The following is a 19645-nucleotide window of genomic DNA, read 5'->3' as shown; positions in this document are numbered from 1 at the left end:
AAATTTCAGTCTAAAAATTATTTTTTAGCAAAAAAACTTTTTTTGTTGAATGCCAAGCAACGCAGCTCCGATTGCACCTGCATATGGTGAAAGTTCTTGGTCATAGTATACTTCTTTTTGGGTATATTCAGCAACTAGTTCTATGATTTTCTTACTGCGGGATAAACCGCCTGAAAAGAAGACTGGTCCATGATCAGATTTGATTTGTCTATGTTGATTACTGATTCGTGTAGCAATCGAATGTAACACGCCTAAGGCTATATCTTCTCTTTTTTCTCCTTTTCCAATCAAGCTAATAACTTCTGATTCTGCAAATACAGTGCACATGCTATTGATTTTTAAGGGTTTTGCTAAAGCAACAAAGGAATCAATCTGATCAATCTCTTCACCCAAAGTCTGCATCAAGACTTCTACAAAACGACCCGTTCCAGCTGCACATTTGTCATTCATATTAAAATCCAACACATGTCCGACAGTGTCCATGCAAATAGCTTTACTATCTTGTCCACCAATATCGATTACATTTTGAATCCCTGGTCTTAAATAAGAAGCTCCCCTAGCATGACATGTGATTTCAGTATATGCTTTATCGGCTTTTAATAACTTGCGACCATAGCCTGTTGTAATTACTTTGGACTGTTCATTGCCGCCTAATGCTGTCAGAACCTGATCAGCTGCTCTTTTGGGATCACCTGCTGTTAGTACCAAAAATTGTTTTACCAGTTGATTTTGTTCAAAGAGAACTCCTTTTGTCGTAGTCGATCCACTATCCAGACCAATAACGTTCATGATGATCGATCCTCCAACATTTCTATAAACGCTGTCACTCGGGTATTGATTTGTTCGTTATCTGCCGTAGAATAATCAGTCTCTAAATACAAATAGGGCACATTTTTTTCTGATTGACAAAATCGTCTGACTTTTAACGCTTCGATCGAATATGGATGGCACGATTGTAACACCATGTCTAAGACTCCATCTACTTGATACTCGTCAATCATTTGGCTTAACAAATCAAAACGACTAGTGTTATTGGACATACAAGCACAACCGATATCAATGTATTTTTCTGCTAACGCTTCATAAACATCTTCTTTTTCCTCATCGACTAATCGTTCAACAGCTTTAGCAACCGTACAATTTTCAAAGCCAACAATCGTGCCGCCATTTTCTTCGATGGCACGAATAACTTTTTCGGTTACGCCGCCCATCGGTGAGCCGGTGATCAAAATTCTAGGTTTACCCTTTGGCTGATGTTTTTCAGGGTATTGTGCTAAAATTTTTTCTGTTGTTTCATCTAATTTTTGGATCAGACTTTCCTTATCAAAGGTATAATTTGCACCGTACATGACTTTGAAAATTTTGGAGCCTTCGATTGCAGGTGGATTTAGTTTGCCCAATCCATAAAAGTTTTTTCTAGCAGTTCGTTCTCTGTTTTTTTGGCGAATCGCTTCACGTATTCTCTCTTCTGTAATCGTTACATCTAGGAATGTTTCTACTTTTTCTTTAAAACGGATGATTTCATCTTTCCATAAGGTAAATGCTGCTGCCGAGTTGCGGGCATTCGGTAAATTCATTAGATATAGCGGCTTAAATTCTTCCATATATTCATACATTTTTTTCTTGCCATCACACGTTGTTTCTCCTACCACTAAATCAGAAAAATAGAAGAATGGGCATTTATCAGTTTTCCCAAACCCATAACTGGATTTAATCAATGGGCAAAGGTTTCTGGGTAGATCCTCTTCTGCTGCCAAAATTGTTTCATCAGAGGTTGAGCACAAACTAATTTGGATCGCATCAGCTGCTAAGATAATTTCTTCTGGCATAAATGTACAATAAACTCCAACAACTGGCACTCCTTGTTCTTTTAGTTCTTTGACTTGGATAAATCCCTGACGTCTCGCATCATCAAACTCGGCAAAAATTTCAGGTAACTCTGTCTTGATTTTCATAAAATACCTCCCATTAATAGGCAAATTCTATTGTGCATTGGTTAGGGTAATTTTAACTCACTTCTATTTAGTCTGATTTTCTTTTGATGATTCTGCCCTTTTTTTAATTAACTCTCCAGCAACACTGATTGCAAGTTCTGAAGGCGTTTCTGCTTTTATTTTTAAACCGATCGGCATATTTATTCGCTCAATCTCCTTCATCGAAAATCCACTTTCTTTTAAGCGGCTGATTTGAACAGCGATTTTTTGTTTACTACCCATAACGCCAATATAATGAGCGTTTGTTTCCAGCAATTGTTTTGCCAAGACAAAATCAAATTGATGTCCTCGCGTCATAACAATTGCATAATCTGACTCGGTTATTTGGATCGACTTCATGATATTGGCTAGATCAATCATCAACCGCTGATCTGCATCTGGAAAAATTGCTTCGGTTAAAAATTGTTCGCGATCATCTAGAACAACACAGTAAAATTCTAATCTTTTCAAAACTGGTACCAACGCTTGTGCCACATGTCCGCCACCAAAGATAAAAACTTTCCCAGATTGGAGTAATGATTCAACTGAATAAATTCGCCCCTCAATTTCTACTATCGATTGCCCACTTTTAAACATTCCCTCCTGCAACTTATTAGTTATGTTTCCAATTAGTCCTTTTTCCAAACTATACAAGCCAAAACCGTTTTTTCCTTCAGCACTTAGTTCTGTAACCAACCAGCATTGTTGATTGCATTCAAAATGTCTTAAGATTTCTTCACAAATATCGTGAATTCTTGGATCTTTCCAAGTAAGGTATTGAAAAAAGAGATCCACATTTCCGCCGCAAATCATTCCAAGATCAGCAATGTCATTTGGCGCTAAAATAAATTTTTCTGCTTTCGACTCTTTTTTTTCCAAGACTTGTTTAGTAATTTTTTCCGCACGAAACTCAATAGCACCGCCACCGATTGTTCCTGCTAGACGGCCAGATTTCCCAACTAACATTCGAGCTCCCGCACTTCTTGGTGTAGAACCAGAACTTGCTGTAACGGTAACTAAAACTGTCTCTTCTTTTTGTTTGATCGCTTCATTCAATCGTAGAAAAAGCTCTCTCATTCTCTTTCCTCCAACTCTACTGATTCTGGATGTAATTCATCACTGAAAATTTCTGCAAAATATTGGTTCGTGATTTGATACGTCTTTTTTTGAAAAAGTAAAAATTTTTCTGTTAAATGTTTGCCTTGGCTTGTCACCGTGGAACCGCCACCGTTACTGCCACCAACACTTTTATTGATTAGTGGATATCCAAGCTCTTCTTCGGCTTTTTTGATCATCCGCCAAGCTTTGTTATACGACATTCTCATTTGCTTAGCAGCAGTATTCAGTGAGCCTGTTTGTGAAATTCGTTGAAGTAGCTCGACAACTCCTGGACCAAAAAAAATTCGATTCGTCCGTAACTTCAAATTAAGCGTATAATTAAATGCTTCTTGGGCCTTCATTTCATAACCTCCTTTCGTTATACTCAAAAAAGATAACGATTGCTAAAAAAATTAATGCAAAAGATAAATTAGTTTATTCATTTACCTTTTGCATCTCTTTTAAAGAGAAAATCATTTCTTCTATTCGATTGCCAAATGCTTTTCTTCTTTAAGCAAAACATTCAAAATAACTGCAACGATCGTAGTCAAAATAACTTCTGAATTACCAAAAATAGTGGTTACCCAAGGTGGAAAACCGCTTAAACATCCAACAGACAACGTAACACCAATGCCAAATGCCAAGGAAATTCCCACAACACCAGTATTTCTAGGCGTCAATTCCTGAGAAGAAATCATCCGTACACCAGTCATTGAAATTGACGCAAAAACAGAAACGGTTGCTCCACCAATCACCGCATAAGGAATCGTGGTCAAAATCGACGCAACTTTAGGAACAAAGCCGGCTACTAACAAAATAACCGAAGCAAACACCATGACGTACTTATTGATTACTCTAGTCACTGTGACTAAACCGACATTTTGACCAAACGTTGCGACAGGAACTGAACCAAAGAAACTGCCGATAAAGTTGGAAAGACCGCTCCCCATAATACCACCGGAAAGTTCTTTATCTGTAGGTTCTCGATCCATCGCCCCAACAGTTGTAGCAGTAAACTGCCCGATGGCTTGGACTGCATCAACAATAAACATTACAACTAACGTCAAAATCGGCACGATTTGAAAATCCAAACCAAAGTAAAGCGGTGTGATCACTTGAAAAACAGCTGCTTCTTTAACTGGAGTAAAATTGACCATACCTAAAACTAAAGAGAGAATATAACCAATAATCATCCCATTTAAGATAGATGACAATTTAAGAAATCCTTTTGAAAAATAGTTAAAGTAAAATACTACGCCAAACGTCAATAATGCGACCAACCAATTTTGCGCTGATCCAAAATCTGGACTTCCAGCTCCACCAGCCATATATTTAATCGCAACTGGAAAAAGAGACAAGCCAATACTCAAAATAACCGTGCCCGTCACTAAAGGCGGGAACAATATTCGAATTTTCTTTATTGATAATCCAACTAAAATGACTAAAATACTGCCAACTAACTGTGCGCCAAAAATCGCTGCAATCCCAAAATCGCCGCCAATTGCCATTAAAATCGGCACATAAGCAAAACTTGCCCCCATCATAACTGGCAACCTTGATCCAACTTTGCCGAAAATCGGAAACAGCTGAATGAATGTTGCTACGGCTGAGAAAATCAGTGACGTTTGAATCATGATCGTCGTATCGGCAGAGCTTAGATTGCAAACTTTGGCAATCATGATACCTGGCGTGACAATTCCCACTACTGCTGCTACTACGTGCTGTAAGCCCATTGGAACGGCTTCTTTGATTGATAACTTGGCATCGTAATCAAACAATGCTTTTTCTTCTTTTTCACTCATAGGCAAGTTTCCTTCTTCACTTTTTATTTTAAAAAGGACTGCACTTATCCGAGTAATGAAATCCGCAACCCTTTTCTTGGCTCAGAAATTTCTCAAAAATTAATTATTGACTGCAATAGCTTCTACTTCAAAAAGTCCATCCTTAGGTAATTTGCATACTTCTACACAAGAACGGGCAGGAAGAGTGTTTGAGAAGTATTTCCCATAAATATCATTGATTTTACCGAAATCTGACATGTTTTTTAAGAAGACTGTTGTTTTGACAACATTGTCATATGTCATACCTGTTTCTTTTAAGATTGCACCTAAATTGATCAACGCCTGTTCTGCTTGTTGTTCCACTGTTTCTTTCATCTCTCCACTAACTGGATCTAACCCCAATTGACCTGAAATATACTGTGTTTGTCCAGCCAAAACCGAATGTGAATAAGGTCCGACCGCTGCTGGTGCGTTTGTTGAATTGACCATTTTGTTTGTCATCGACTCACTCCTTCTCTTATTTATTTTGATTTATTGCTCAATGATCGTTCCCGTTTTTCCAACGATTCCGTCTTTGGCTTTTTCTAATAAGGTGATCAACGTCTTACGTCCCGGTTTTGATTCTGCAAATTGAATCGCAGCTTCTACTTTTGGCAACATTGAACCTGGCGCAAACTGACCATCTGCTGCATATTTTTTTATTTCACTAGTTGAGACTTGGCTTAATTCTTTTTGTGTTGGTTTACCAAAATCGATACAAACCTTTTCAACAGCGGTCAAAATGATCAATAAATCTGCATCGACCATCTCAGCTAATAATTCACTACAAAAATCTTTATCAATTACGGCTGCGATTCCGCTTAAATGATTGCCTTCTTTGACAACTGGAATTCCGCCACCACCACAGGCAATTACTGTTTGACCTGAATCAATCAGAGAAGTGATCGTTTTAATCTCAATGATTTCTTTTGGTTTTGGTGATGCCACAACTTGACGGTAGCCCCGGCCTGAATCTTCAACAACGGTTACTTGTTTTTCTTGTACAAGTTCGTCTGCTTCTTCTTTGGACATAAAACGCCCAATTGGTTTTGCAGGATGTTCAAAAGCTAGATCTTTTGGATCAACAGCAACTTGTGTAATTACTGTTCCAACGGCTTGTTTGAGATTACGACTCAATAATTCTTCCCGTAAAGCATTTTGTAAATCATAGCCAATATAACTTTGACTCATCGCCACACAAACGGACAATGGAATCGTTGGATATTTAGTTGGATTACTTAACGACAGCTCTTCCATCGCCAATTGAATCATCCCTACTTGAGGACCATTTCCATGAGACAAAATAACTTCGTATCCTGCTTCAATCAAATCCGCAATGGCTTTTGACGTTTCTTTGACTGCTGTCATTTGCTCTGTTAAATTATCGCCTAAGGCATTGCCCCCAAGAGCGACTACAACTCGTTTTACCATTCAACTATTCACCTCAATTTTAACTTTATTTTTATTTTAACAATTGATTATTTTAAAAGTAAGATGCTTTCTCTTCCAATAAATCACGTTGATGTTCGTTAAGTTAAAGCTAAACATTGCATGAAGTCGTCAGAATCTGTGGACAGCAGATTCATTTTAAGACAGTCTTATTCTTAACGGATAGTATTCATAAATGGACTTGGAAAGGTCTTATTTGTCATTTTATTTTGTTTGATTTTTAAAAAGAGAAGCACTTATTTTTCCTACTGCTATCATCATCAATCGAGAAAGCATCTCACTTCATGCCTAATTCAGCACACCGTTATTTTACTTCTCTTGGTGTTGCTTTTCTTTCAAGTTCTTTTAATGTTGCTTGCGGGCTTTTCACTTTGCTTAAGAAAATCATTGCCGCAATGATATAAGGTTTATAACTAGCTTCTTTGTAAAGTTCAACACGATAACGGTCAAAGACAGAGGCTGAAACTTCACCTTCCTCACAGCTAACACCAGTAATATCAGCAGGTAAGCAATGCATGTACAAGGCTTTTCCATCTTTCGTTGTTTTCATTAACTCTTCTGTACATTCCCAGTCTTTATGGTTGGTATTTTGTGCAAGTAATTCTTTTTCTAATTTATCGATACCAGCTTGATCACCTTCACCATATAATTGTGTGCGTTTTTCCATTGCTGCAAATGGGGCCCAGCTCTTAGGATACACAACATCCGCATCTTTAAAGGCTTCAGCCATGCTATTGGTTTTGGTAAATGAACCGCCAGCTTCTGCTGCATTTTTCTTGGCAACTTCTTCAACTTCCGGCATAATTTCATACCCTTCTGGATGGGCTAACACAACATCCATACCAAGTCGTGTCATTAATCCAACGATTCCTTGCGGTACTGATAAAGGTTTACCATATGACGGTGAATATGCCCAAGTCATTGCTACTTTTTTTCCTTTTAAGTTTTCAACTCCACCAAATTCATGGATTAAATGTAATGCATCTGCCATCGCTTGAGTTGGGTGATCGATATCACATTGTAAATTAACTAACGTTGGACGTTGTTCTAACACGCCATCTTTATGTCCTTCTTGAACGGATTCAGAGACTTCACGCATGTACGTGTTACCTTTGCCAATATACATATCATCACGAATCCCAATAATATCTGCCATGAATGAAATCATGTTCGCTGTTTCACGAACGGTTTCACCATGAGAAATTTGACTTTTTCCTTCATCCAAATCTTGCACTTCTAGCCCTAAAAGATTACACGCAGAAGCAAAACTAAAACGCGTTCTCGTTGAGTTGTCGCGGAATAAAGAGATTCCTAGACCGCTGTCAAAAATCTTTGTTGAAATGTTATTTTCTCTTAAATAACGTAATGTATCTGCTACGGTGAAGACTGCTTCTAATTCATCACGTGTTTTTTCCCATGTTAAGAAAAAGTCGTTTTCATACATTTTATCAAATTCTAATTTGTCCAATTTTGCAATATAGTCATTAAAAGTTTCCATGTCATTTCTCCTCTAAGTTAATTGTTATGATACGATACGCACTATTCTAATGCCCTTTACTCATTAGAATAGTGGTTCGTTTGTACACTAGGCTTTATAGTCGGCTATTTAATTGTTTTCACAATATACAGTTGGCAATGCGGCATACACTGCAGCACAACGTACTAAATCGTCTTTCCATGTTTTTTCATTTGGTGCATGTGCTTGTGCTTCAGCTCCTGGACCAAAACCAATACAAGGAATCCCATTACGGCCCATGATCGATACACCATTTGTTGAGAATGTCCATTTATCTAATAGTGGACGAGCTTTACGCATATCGATCGTTTCTTTTGAACCTTTACGTTCTTCGCCATATAGATTTCTATGGGTTTCCATCAACGCTTTTGTTACACCATGTTCTTCTGGAATCACCCAAGTTGGGAAGTAACATTCGATTGGATACGTTAACCCTGTATAAGATGGGCGATCATAGTCATACATTGAGACAACAACATCATCTCCATACTTTTTAACAGCAGGCAATTGACGAATTTCTTCTAAACAACTTTCCCATGTTTCACCAGCAGTCATTCGACGGTCTAATGAAACCGTGCAACCATCTGCTACCGCACAACGGCTTGGTGATGAATGAAAGATTTGTGACGCTGTCACTGTTCCTTTTCCTAAGAAACGTGCTTCTTTCCATTCAGGGTTATATTTTTCATCAAGCATACGGACTAAACCTCTAATAACCGTACTTTCAGTATCACCATTATTGTTTAATGCTCGAACATCTTGTAAAATGTCAGCCATTTTATAAATCGCGTTGTCTCCGCGCTCAGGAGCTGATCCATGACAAGATACGCCTTTCACTTCAACTTTGATTTCCATCCGACCACGTTGACCACGATAAATCCCGCCATCCGTTGGTTCAGTTGAGACTACAAATTCTGGACGAATCTTATCTTCTTGAATAATATATTGCCAGCATAATCCATCACAATCTTCTTCTTGAACGGTAACAGTTACTAGTGCTGTATATTTTTCATTTAGCAGTCCTAAATCTTTCATGATTTTCGCACCGTAAACAGCAGAAACGATGCCACCTTCTTGGTCGGAAGTCCCGCGTCCGCCAATTTCAGTATCGGTTTCATAGCCCTCATATGGATCAAATTCCCAGTTGCTCATTTCACCAATGCCAACTGTATCCATATGACCATCAAAGGCAATCAATTTTTTACCTGTCCCCATATATCCTAGTAAATTTCCTTGAGGATCGACTTCGATTTTATCAAAGCCTAATTTAGTCATTTCGGCTTTCGCACGATCCATTTTTGCGCCTTCTTCAGCACTTTCTCCTGGAATTTTGACTAAATCACGTAAAAATTTGATCATGTCCTCTCTGTAACCTTCTGCTGCTTTGTTAATTTCATTGAAATCCATTTATATTACCTCCATAAGATTTTTTTATAGTTATCTGGATCTGTGTCGCCTTCTGTTGAGAACATTAGAACAGTCGAATTTTCATCAAGTTCCAGTGCATCACGTAACTCTTTATAGTCAGGATCTTGCATTGCTGTTGCCACTAAGCCCATTGCTACCGCTCCTGATTCTCCTGAAATTACTTGCGGATCCCCTTTCAATGGTGCGCCAAGCATTCTCATCCCTTTTTCTGAAACCCAGTCTGGTGCTGAAACAAAGACTGATGTATGGTTTTCTAAAATATCAAATGAAATCGTATTTGGTTCACCACAAGCCAGACCTGCCATGATCGTCTGCAAATCACCTTCAACAAAGCGAATTTTGCCATCTTTTTCGATTGCTGATTTATATAGACAATCTGCTGCTTGCGCTTCAACAACGATCATTTTTGGTGGATTATCAGGATAAAGATTAGCAAAATAGCCAACAACAGCTCCCGCTAAGCTCCCAACACCCGCTTGAACAAAAACATGTGTAGGACGTTCTTTATCAGCTTCTTTTAGTTGTTGTGAAGCCTCTAATGCCATCGTGCCATAGCCTTGCATGATCCAAGTTGGAATTTTTTCATAACCATCCCAAGCCGTATCTTGTACCATGACACCGTTTTCAGTTTCTTCAGCCATTTTGTTCGCCATACGCACACATTCGTCGTAATTGACTTCCTCGATGGTCACTTTTGCGCCTTCTTTTTCGATATTTTCTTTGCGCGTTTGTGTTGAACCTTTCGGCATCAAGACCACTGCTTTTTGTCCTAATTTATTCGCTGCCCAAGCCACACCACGACCGTGATTGCCATCTGTGGCCGTAAAGAATGTCGCTTGACCAAATTCATTTCGAAGTTTATCAGAAGTTAAAACATCATAGGTCAAGTCAGCAACATCTTTCCCTAGTTTTTCGGCGATATAATTTGCCATAGCAAACGAACCACCAAGCACTTTAAATGCGTTTAAACCAAAACGATATGATTCATCTTTGACAAAGAAATCCTTTAATCCTAAATGTTCAGCCATATTTTTTAATTCAGCTAATGGCGTCTGATTGTATTGAGGGAAACTACGATGAAAAGCTAAGGCTTTTTCGATTGCTTCCTTTGACATCAGTGTTAAATACTGATCATCTGTTTTGGGCATTTCATTTGCCGTCCATTTTATTTTTTCCAAAAAATTTTCCCCTCCATCTATTTATTTAAATCAACACAGGTTGATTGATTCCTTTTATTAATTAGTAACTATTTCCCGAAAAATAAATTTACCTTGATTTTCTACGATAACCTGTCCCTGTTCAGCAACTTTTTGACCTCTTAAATACACTGATTTCGCGCTGCCTTTGGTCTGCATGCCATCATAGGGTGTATAATCGACATTTTGCAATTGCGTTGTCGCTGAAATAACACCTACCGTCTGTGGATCCCAAACAACGATATCTGCATCACTGCCAACTTGAATTACACCTTTTTGCGGATATAAAGCAAATTGTTTGGCAATATCTTCTGAAAGCAGTCCTACCATACGTTCTAAACTGATTTTTCCAGTTGTCACGCCATAGGTATAAATCAACTCTGGACGAGTTTCCACGCCAGGCATACCATTTGGAATTTTGCTAAAATCATCTTTTCCAATCGTTTTTTGTCCATCAAAATCAAAGCTACAATGATCAGTTGAAATCGTATTGACTTGGCCATTGATCACACCTTCCCATAAAGCATTTTGATCACTAATACTACGTAATGGCGGTGAGCAGACATATTTTGCGCCTTCAAAATCAGGTTCATCATATAAATGATCATCTAAAACTAAATACTGCGGACAGGTTTCTACATAGACTTTTTGATTGTGCGCTCTTGCTCGTTTTACAGCTTCTAAAGATCGTTTCGTACTTAAGTGAACGATATTAACTGGTAAATCTGCTAAATCGGCAATCATTAAGTAGCGTTCAACAGCTTCTGCTTCAACTGAATCTGGTCTAGTCAAAGGATGATAATGAGGCGACAGTTTCCCTTCCGCTACAAATTTTGCGATCATCTCATTGACCATATCCCCATTTTCGCAATGAATGCCTAACATCCCTTGATACTTCTGGATTTCTCTCATCGCTTCAAAAATTTCACCATCAGTTGTTCTTAAATTGTCATAAGCCATATACATCTTAAATGACGTGATCCCAGCTTCAAGCATCTCTCTTATTTCTTTTTTTATGCTGGGATTCCACTCAATGATCGACATATGATACGTATAGTCACACGAGCTATTACCACTAGCCAGATGATTCCATGTAGCTAGACATTCCTTTAGTGAACTGCCTTTACTTGGTGTCGCCATATCGATCACAGCAGTTGTACCTTTAGCGACAGCTGCTTTGCTTCCTGTGTAAAAATTATCTGCAGTGCCCATTGATCCTTTACCATTATTTAGCTCTAAATGAGTATGGGCATCGATAAATCCTGGCAGAAGAAAACATCCTGAAACATCTTCTTCTACAGAATCTTTTGCTTTTAAATTAGTACCTACTTCAACAATTTTTTCGCCATTGATTCTTACATCTACTTGACGGCGACCATGGACGGACACAACGACTCCGCCTTTTAAAAGAATAGACATTTTTTAACCTCCATCATTCAGAAGTTGTTTTTGCGCAACTCATGTCTTGTTACATTTGCATACAGTATTCATATTCGTCAATCATCGTATCCATTAAATCAATAATATCTGCTGGAATATCTACTCCTTGTTCATCTAAACAAATCGTTGATGTATTCCCCCATAAACGAACTAAACATGTTTTTTCTCTCGGATTGATTACATAAAAACCTGAATTCGTACTATTTTCAAAATCAACTTCTGTATTAAATAATGTGAATTTGTCTTTGTAAGGTGCACTTGCATACGGACAGAAGGTCTCACAGTTCCCACATTCATTACACATCCGATCAATATGGACGATCTGCGGTTGCCCTTTGACATTTACAACGATATTCGCTCGATTTGGACAAACATCCATACACGATTCACAAATCGTTGAACATTCTAAACAGTTTCCAGCTTGTCCACAAAGTGCTTCGTTGGTTTCTAAGATGCCTCGTTTATTACGAACAGATGCTCTATCATCGTTAAGATTGGTTTGTTCATAATGATTGTTGTGGATTTGACAAATATTCTCAGTTGCTTTTGTTGCGTCTGCAATAGCTTCAACAATCGTTGCTGGTCCTAGATTTGCATCACCGATTACGTAGACATCTTTTAAGTTTGTCTCTAAGCTTTCATGATTTGATACGACTTTTCCATATTGATCCGTTGTAATGCCGATTGATTGGTAAAAATCAGTATCCACTTTTTCACCAACTGCGGCAATCACTGTATCAGCGGGAACTGCTGTAAATTCACCAGTTGCTACAGGTTTACGACGACCAGAGCCATCACGTTCACCTAAGCGCATTTTTTCACAAGTTAGGCTACCATTCTCTAATTTAATCGGTGACAATAATTCTAAAAATTCTACACCATCTTCTAAAGCAAAATACAGTTCTTCCTCATCTGCTGGCATATTTCGCTTATCTCTCCGATACACTACTGATACTTTTTTAACCCCCGGTAACGTAGTTGCTGCTCTCGCACAATCCATTGCTGTATTACCGCCACCAACAACTATGATTTGCTCTCCATAAGGATTAACTTCTGGATTTTCACGATTTGCTTTTAGGAATTCTAATGAGTTTAATGTATCTCCTGTTTCTAATCTTAGTTTGCCATGTTTCCAAGCACCGATTGCATAGATAACGTTGGTATATCCTTGTTCACGCAAAGATTCAATACTTGGCGCCGCTTGTCCAGTCTTAAATTCAGCGCCCATAAATTTAGCCATCTCAACATCGTTTTGAACCGATTTCATTGAAATTCTAAATTCTGGTACAATTTGGCTGCAGACCCCCCCAATCGTTTCGGCTTTTTCAAATACAGTGACAGGCATTCCTTCACGAGCAAGTAAGAATCCAGCCGAAATTCCTGCTGGGCCACCACCGACAACTGCTGTTTTAGGTGCATTTTCTTTCCGAATCGGTTTTTCCATTGTAGCCATCAATTCGTCATAGGCATGTTCAGCAGCTTCAAGTTTAGCTTCGCGAATTTTGATCGATCCTTCATAAAACTGGCGTGTACATTTTGTCATACATGGATGGGCACAAATTGTACCAGTAATAAACGGCAACGGATTTTTATCCACAATCACTTTTAACGCCTCTAAATAATTGCCTTCGCTCACATAACGAAGATATGCAGGAATGTCTTGGTTGATTGGACAGCCACCATCACTACGACAAGGCGCTGTATAACAATTCGTCAAGGGTACCGTAGTCCGTAATTTGGGACTTTCAGGTAATTTGATTGATTTTTTATAGCGGGCTTGACTCTTCGCTTTTTCAACAATCGTCGTAAGCTTTTCTAAGTTAACTTGAACTTGGTTCGGGTAAACTGAGTCTCCAAGTAAATTGGCTACTTGATTCATGCGCTGATACCCACCTGGTTTCAATAATGTTGTTGCCATTGTGATTGGCCAAATCCCAGCATCAAAAATTTCTTTAATATTGAAAATATCCGCTCCGCCTGAATAAGAAATTTGCAGTTTCCCATCAAAAGCATCTGATAATTTTTTCGCTAAGGAAATGCTTAAAGGAAAGAGCGAACGTCCTGACATATACATTTCATCACCAGGCAATTCTTCTTCAGCGATCCCCACTGGAAATGTATTAGTGATTTTTACACCAAAGCTCAGGCCTTTGCTATCGGCTAGTGCTTGCAAACGTGTCAGCATTGGAACTGCATCTTCAAACTGTAAATCTTCTAAGAAATGATGATCATCAAAAACCATATAATCAAAACCTAAGTCATCCATTGTTTGACGGGTATACTCATAACCTAGCATTGTTGGGTTGCATTTGATAAATGAATTCAAGCCTTTAGTTTCCAATAAATAAGTAGTAATTCGTTCGATTTCATCTGATGGACAACCATGCAATGTTGAAAGGGTAATTGAGCGGCAAACTTTTGGACTGATCGTTTCTATATATTCTTGATCGATTCGTTTAAATTGAGGTAGGTATTTATATGCTGCTTTTTTACATTCTTGCCAAATCGGTGTTTCTTCGGCATTTTGCATATCCGTAATGTATTTATCTACTTTTGGTGATTGAATCCCTGCTAAATCATAGCCCACACTCATATTGAAGATAAACCCATCAGGATCACCTAAGTTCAGTTCTTTACTTAGCAATTTCAAGATAAACCATGCCTTTACATATTCATCATAGGCTTGAGGCACTCGTAACTCAGTCGACCATTCTACGTTGTAACATTCATCGGCTGCCGTAATACAAGGTTTACTCACCGGCAAATCTTCGCCATCGATGATCTGAACGGTTTTGACTTCAAAAAAACGAGACCCAGTTAGATAAGAAGCAATAATATTTTGAGATAATTGAGTATGGGGACCAGCTGCGGGGCCACATGGTGTTTCCATTTTTTCGCCAAATAAAGGAATCGTTTTTGTTCCGTCTGCTTGATAAAATTTTCTGACACCAAAAATAGTTGATTCATTTTTATATTCGTTTAAAATCCAGTTCAGTAACCCGTCGATCGAGATCGGATGCATGATGTCACTCATGTTTGTCACTCCTTTTTTATTTTTTCTAGTCTATTAATGTGACTAACCATTGATTCTTGTCCAAAGTGATTGCGCTTGAGCTTGAGCATCCTTCCAAATTTTTTCCTCATCTATTCCTTGTACTTCTCTATTTTTCATGCGGATTTCACCACTGATGATTGTATCAGTAACTGTACCGCCATTCATTCCGAAAAGTATATGGGAATTATAATTATCTTTGTTCATTGGTGTTGGTCCTTTATAATCTAAAACGATCACATCTGCTGCAGCGCCTGCTTCCAGCACACCTAATCTTGTTTTGAAATAACGATTAGCCATTTGTGCATTGTTAGTAAATAGCATCTTTGGAATTTCTGCCCAAGCAGCGTTAGGGTTTGCTAGGTGATGCTTATGAATGATGTTTCCTACTTTATATGATTCAGTAATATCATTGGTATAGCCATCTGTTCCAAGTCCCATCAAAATGCCATATTCATTCAACATGCGCATTGCTGGTGGACAGCCTACTGCATTACCCATATTCGATTCTGGATTTGTCACAACCATTGTATTTGTGTCACGTAAAAGTTCCATTTCATGTGGACCGATATGGATGCAATGCCCTGCCATTGTTTGTTTACCCAGAATACCTAAGTCGTACAAACGATTAACGATTGGTTTACCATATTTATCCAATGAATCATATACATCCGCAATATCTTCAGCAATATGAATGTGATAACCAATGCCTTCAGGCGTATTTGCTGCACAGTATTCCATAGATTTATCTGATAAAGTAAACGCCGCATGCATCCCCATCATAGCTTTTTGCATATCATCTTTTCTGGCATTGCTCGTTTTTATAAAATCAGTATTTTCTCTCACCGCTGCCTTCATCTTTTCTTCACCATCTCGATCAGAAACCTCATAACACAAACAAGTTCGAACGCCTAATTCATCTGCCGCATTAGATAATTGTGTTAAGCTGCCTTCGATTGCTCCATAACTGGCATGATGATCAAAGACAGTAGTCACACCATTTTTGATACTGTCCAAGTAAGCAATTTTTGCACTGTGATATGAATCTTGTAAATTCAGTGTTCGATCGATCCGCCACCATTGTCCTTCTAAAATGTCCATAAAATTTTTAGGATGATATCCATTGATACTCAAGCCTCTGGCAAATGTACTATAAATATGGTTATGCATATTGATGAACCCTGGCATGATTACTCCACCTTTAGCATCAATAAAATCAGCCTTTGGAAACTCTTTACGCAAATCAGCAGTATTTCCAACACGTGTAATCAATTGTCCTTCCATTGCAACACAGCCATCGTCATAAAATGTGCCTTCATTATCTCTGGCAATCAATCGTCCATTTCCTACTAATAACATCATTGACCCTCCTATTTATTTCGTTTTTATTTTCCAACCAACACGGAAATCGCTTTCAAAAGATAGTTCAATCATTCACTAAGGCGGATATTAGATTACTTAAAATACTTTCATCTACCTATGAATAAAGCGTTCTCAATATTAGTTACAGTAGTAATTTCTCTTAACTCGAGTAAATTATACCACCTAACCTAAAAAAAAACAATGCTACCTAAAAAATATTTTTTAGTGCAGTGTGCCCATTGTCTTGTATTATGATTTATCGCATGATATCATTACACACACAGCTAGTTGATGAAGCTAGCTTCTTTCTTTCGGTATGACTTATACCTGTTTTTGAAAGAGCTATCAATTTAACTGTTTGATCAACCTCTTTTTAGAAAGGAGTGAATCCTATGCTCTCAGATGAAAAATTAAACTTTCTTACTCAAGTAGCCAAAGCTTTAGCAGGTCAATTCGGTGATAATTGTGAGATAGTCATCCATAAAATCAATGAAAATAATGTCAACAATACAATCGTTTCTATTGAAAACGGTCATGTTTCTTCTCGTCAACTTGGAGATGGACCTTCTCAAGTCGTTTTAGAAGCATTGAAAAAAGATCCTGCTGATTTGACCGATCATATTAATTATTTAACACGAACACATGATGGTCGTATTTTAAAATCAAGTACTATTTACTTCAAAGACAAGTCAGGTAGTCTAGATGGTATTTTTGCAATCAATTATGATATCACTGCACTGATCGCTGCTGAATCAACATTAAAATCGCTTATTACGATCGATGAAGATGACGATGTCAAAGAACCTGATTATATTCCTCAAGATATCAATGAGCTCTTAGATGATTTGATTGAAGAATCCGTTAAATTAGTAGGCAAACCAGTACCTTTAATGACCAAAGACGATAAGATCAAATGTATCCAGTTTTTAAATAGTAAAGGTGCCTTTCTTGTAACTAAATCTGGCGATAAAGTCGCTAATTTCTTTAACATTTCCAAGTATACGTTATACAGCTATATTGATGCAAAATAAGCTTTTATGATGATTGAAGTAGACCCTTGCGTAAAAAATGCAAGGGTCTATTTTTTTTAGTTTAAACATAAAATCTTTATAATATAGTAAGAAAGAGTAAAAGCAATTAATTTTTTTTTTTAATTGTGGTATTATAGATTGAGTTTATTGTTGATTATAGCAACAATAATTGATGGAAATTGGAGGGCACTTTATGGGAATCAGAAGTCAAGTAGCAATCATGGCTGGTAAAACTTCTCAATGGGTATTACAAACTTTTTTCAAAGGTGGCAGTAGCTACCCAGGAAAATTAGCATTAAAAATCGATCCAAAGATTTTGGATACGTTAGCAAAAGATTATGAAATCGTAGTGGTTACTGGTACCAACGGTAAAACATTGACAACAGCTTTAACAGTTAATATTTTAAGGCAAGAATTTGATCATGTTTTGACAAATCCAACTGGTGCTAATATGGAACAAGGAATCGTTTCGACCTTCTTATCTGCTAAAAACAATGGAGCAAAGAAAAAATTTGCGGTTTTAGAAATTGATGAAGCTAGTTTAAGCCGTGTCACAAAATATATTGAGCCAAAATTATTTTTATTTACGAATATTTTCCGTGACCAAATGGATCGATATGGTGAGATTTATACCACATATAAGTTAATTGTTGATGGTGCTGCAGCAGCGCCTAATGCACCGATTCTTTGTAATGGTGATTCACCGATCTTTAACTCAGTTGAAACAATCAATCCTAGGAAATACTATGGCTTTAACCATAAACCTGATGAAGAACAGATGGCTCACTACAATACAGACGGCTTACTTTGTCCGAAGTGTCATCATATTTTACATTATAAAATGATTACTTACGCTAATCTTGGAAAATACTATTGTCCTAATTGTGGTTTCCATCGTCCTGAGCTAGATGTTCAATTAACGGAAATGGTTGCAATGGACAATGTTTCTGCTGAATTTGTGATTGACGGAGCTAAATATGGGATTGCTGTTGGCGGGATGTATAATGTGTATAATGCGTTAGCTGCAACCGCAGTTGCTGAACATTACGGGGTTGCACCTGAGAAAATCCGTGCAGGACTAAGCTATGATGAAAAAGTTTTTGGACGTCAAGAAACGATCAATATCGATGGTAAATTATGTACCTTAATCCTAGTTAAAAATCCTGTTGGTTTAAATCAAGTCATCGATATGATGGGCCATGCCCCTTATTCATTCTCTCTTGTATCATTATTAAACGCAAACTATGCTGATGGAATTGACGTTAGTTGGATCTGGGATGGGGATCATGAAGCATTCGCTCAAATGGATATCCCAGAAGTAATTGCTGGTGGTGACCGCCATACAGATATGGCATTACGGATGAAAGTTGCTGGAATTTCTGAAGATAAATTAAAAGAAATCCCTAATTTAGATGATGTGATCACAGCAATCAAAGCATTACCAACAGAACACGTTTATATTTTAGCCACGTATACAGCAGTTTTACAATTACGTAAATCACTAACTGCACAAGGTTATATCAATAGCTGAACGGGCTTATATTGAGGAGGAATCAACAGTGCCTAAAGAATTAGTTGTTTGTCATTTATACGGAAATTTACTGAACACTTATGGCGATAATGGCAATTTACTGATGTTAAAATATCTTTCTGAAAAAATGAATGTGACTTTCCGTTCTGAAATCATCAGTATTTATGAGCCATTTGATCCAAATAAATATGATTTAGTTTTTGTTGGCGGCGGTCAAGATTTTGAACAGCTGATCATTTCAGAAGATATCCAAACAAAAAAAGAAAGCTTAACTGAATATATTGAAAATGATGGTGTCATGCTGGCAATTTGTGGTGGTTATCAATTGTTAGGTCACTATTATATGGGTGCAAAAGGTGAAAAAATTCATGGAATTGGTGCTTTAGATCACTACACGCTCAGTCAAGATAATAACCGCTACATTGGCGATATTGTTATTCATAATGAAGAATTTAATGAAACGTACTATGGTTTTGAAAATCATAATGGTCGTACCTTCTTGGGCAAAGGAGAACGTCCTTTAGGCAATGTGGTTCAAGGTAAAGGAAATAACAGTGAGGATGGTTCTGAAGGTGTGATTTATAAAAATGTCTTTGGTTCTTATTTCCATGGACCAATTCTTGCTAGAAATGAGAATCTTGGTATTCGATTGATCAAAACTGCTTTAGAAAAAAAATACAACGAACCATTAGATATACCCAAAGAAATGTTAGTTGTTGGATAAAATAAAAAAATGAGTGCTGGAAAAT

The 19645-nt window shown here is 37.6% G+C and carries 16 protein-coding genes; 3 read left to right on the top strand and 13 right to left on the bottom strand.

What is annotated here, in order from left to right:
• Nucleotides 1–24: 24 nt before the first annotated feature.
• The 13 genes from JZO69_RS04230 to ssnA all read right to left on the bottom strand — a co-directional run bounded on the left by JZO69_RS04230 (nt 25) and on the right by ssnA (nt 16331).
• Nucleotides 25–789: an acyl-CoA dehydratase activase gene (locus tag JZO69_RS04230; RefSeq protein WP_207111652.1), complete on the bottom strand. Its 765-nt coding sequence runs from the start codon at nt 787–789 to the stop codon at nt 25–27.
• Nucleotides 786–1955, bottom strand: coding sequence for a double-cubane-cluster-containing anaerobic reductase (locus JZO69_RS04225; RefSeq protein ID WP_207111651.1), 1170 nt, complete (start codon nt 1953–1955; stop codon nt 786–788). Before JZO69_RS04225 ends, JZO69_RS04230 begins: the two co-directional genes overlap by 4 nt.
• Before the next feature lie 63 nt (nt 1956–2018).
• Entirely contained in the window at nt 2019–3050 is a 1032-nt protein-coding gene (locus JZO69_RS04220) for an XdhC family protein (protein ID WP_207111650.1), read from the bottom strand.
• Nucleotides 3047–3433 (bottom strand): winged helix-turn-helix domain-containing protein, encoded by a 387-nt coding sequence (locus JZO69_RS04215; RefSeq protein WP_207111649.1) that lies wholly within the window; start codon nt 3431–3433, stop codon nt 3047–3049. Before JZO69_RS04215 ends, JZO69_RS04220 begins: the two co-directional genes overlap by 4 nt.
• A gap of 120 nt (nt 3434–3553) precedes the next feature.
• Nucleotides 3554–4873, bottom strand: a complete 1320-nt coding sequence (locus JZO69_RS04210; RefSeq protein WP_207111648.1) for a nucleobase:cation symporter-2 family protein — start codon at nt 4871–4873, stop codon at nt 3554–3556.
• Between the two features lie 99 nt (nt 4874–4972).
• Complete coding sequence (locus JZO69_RS04205; RefSeq protein ID WP_207111647.1) at nt 4973–5353, bottom strand: RidA family protein; 381 nt, start codon at nt 5351–5353, stop codon at nt 4973–4975.
• A gap of 30 nt (nt 5354–5383) precedes the next feature.
• Nucleotides 5384–6322: a carbamate kinase gene (arcC, locus tag JZO69_RS04200; protein WP_207111646.1), complete on the bottom strand. Its 939-nt coding sequence runs from the start codon at nt 6320–6322 to the stop codon at nt 5384–5386.
• Nucleotides 6323–6644: 322 nt separating this feature from the next.
• Nucleotides 6645–7838 (bottom strand): knotted carbamoyltransferase YgeW, encoded by a 1194-nt coding sequence (ygeW, locus tag JZO69_RS04195; RefSeq protein WP_207111645.1) that lies wholly within the window; start codon nt 7836–7838, stop codon nt 6645–6647.
• A gap of 108 nt (nt 7839–7946) precedes the next feature.
• Nucleotides 7947–9263 (bottom strand): YgeY family selenium metabolism-linked hydrolase, encoded by a 1317-nt coding sequence (locus JZO69_RS04190; protein ID WP_207111644.1) that lies wholly within the window; start codon nt 9261–9263, stop codon nt 7947–7949.
• A gap of 5 nt (nt 9264–9268) precedes the next feature.
• Entirely contained in the window at nt 9269–10462 is a 1194-nt protein-coding gene (gene dpaL / locus JZO69_RS04185; protein ID WP_207111643.1) for a diaminopropionate ammonia-lyase, read from the bottom strand.
• Nucleotides 10463–10519: 57 nt separating this feature from the next.
• Entirely contained in the window at nt 10520–11899 is a 1380-nt protein-coding gene (hydA, locus tag JZO69_RS04180) for a dihydropyrimidinase (RefSeq protein ID WP_207111642.1), read from the bottom strand.
• Nucleotides 11900–11948: 49 nt separating this feature from the next.
• Nucleotides 11949–14954, bottom strand: a complete 3006-nt coding sequence (gene ygfK / locus JZO69_RS04175; RefSeq protein WP_207111641.1) for a putative selenate reductase subunit YgfK — start codon at nt 14952–14954, stop codon at nt 11949–11951.
• 42 nt (nt 14955–14996) lie between these two features.
• A complete protein-coding gene (gene ssnA, locus JZO69_RS04170) occupies nt 14997–16331 on the bottom strand; it encodes a putative aminohydrolase SsnA (protein ID WP_207111640.1) in 1335 nt (444 codons plus the stop codon).
• A 395-nt stretch (nt 16332–16726) separates the two neighbouring features.
• On the opposite strand from ssnA, the gene JZO69_RS04165 reads away from it, so the two are divergent.
• The 3 genes from JZO69_RS04165 (at nt 16727) to JZO69_RS04155 (ending at nt 19620) form a co-directional block, all read left to right on the top strand.
• Nucleotides 16727–17365, top strand: coding sequence for a helix-turn-helix transcriptional regulator (locus JZO69_RS04165; protein WP_207111639.1), 639 nt, complete (start codon nt 16727–16729; stop codon nt 17363–17365).
• A gap of 193 nt (nt 17366–17558) precedes the next feature.
• Nucleotides 17559–18896 carry a Mur ligase family protein gene (locus tag JZO69_RS04160; protein WP_207111638.1) on the top strand — a complete coding sequence of 446 codons (1338 nt, stop codon included), beginning with the start codon at nt 17559–17561 and terminating at the stop codon, nt 18894–18896.
• Between the two features lie 28 nt (nt 18897–18924).
• A complete protein-coding gene (locus tag JZO69_RS04155) occupies nt 18925–19620 on the top strand; it encodes an adenosylcobyric acid synthase (protein WP_207111637.1) in 696 nt (231 codons plus the stop codon).
• The last annotated feature ends 25 nt before the right edge of the window (nt 19621–19645 follow it).

The sequence above is a fragment of the Candidatus Enterococcus ikei genome (genome assembly GCF_017316105.1).
GTDB lineage: Bacteria > Bacillota > Bacilli > Lactobacillales > Enterococcaceae > Enterococcus_L > Enterococcus_L ikei.
This window is presented reverse-complemented; position numbering and strand designations above follow the sequence as displayed.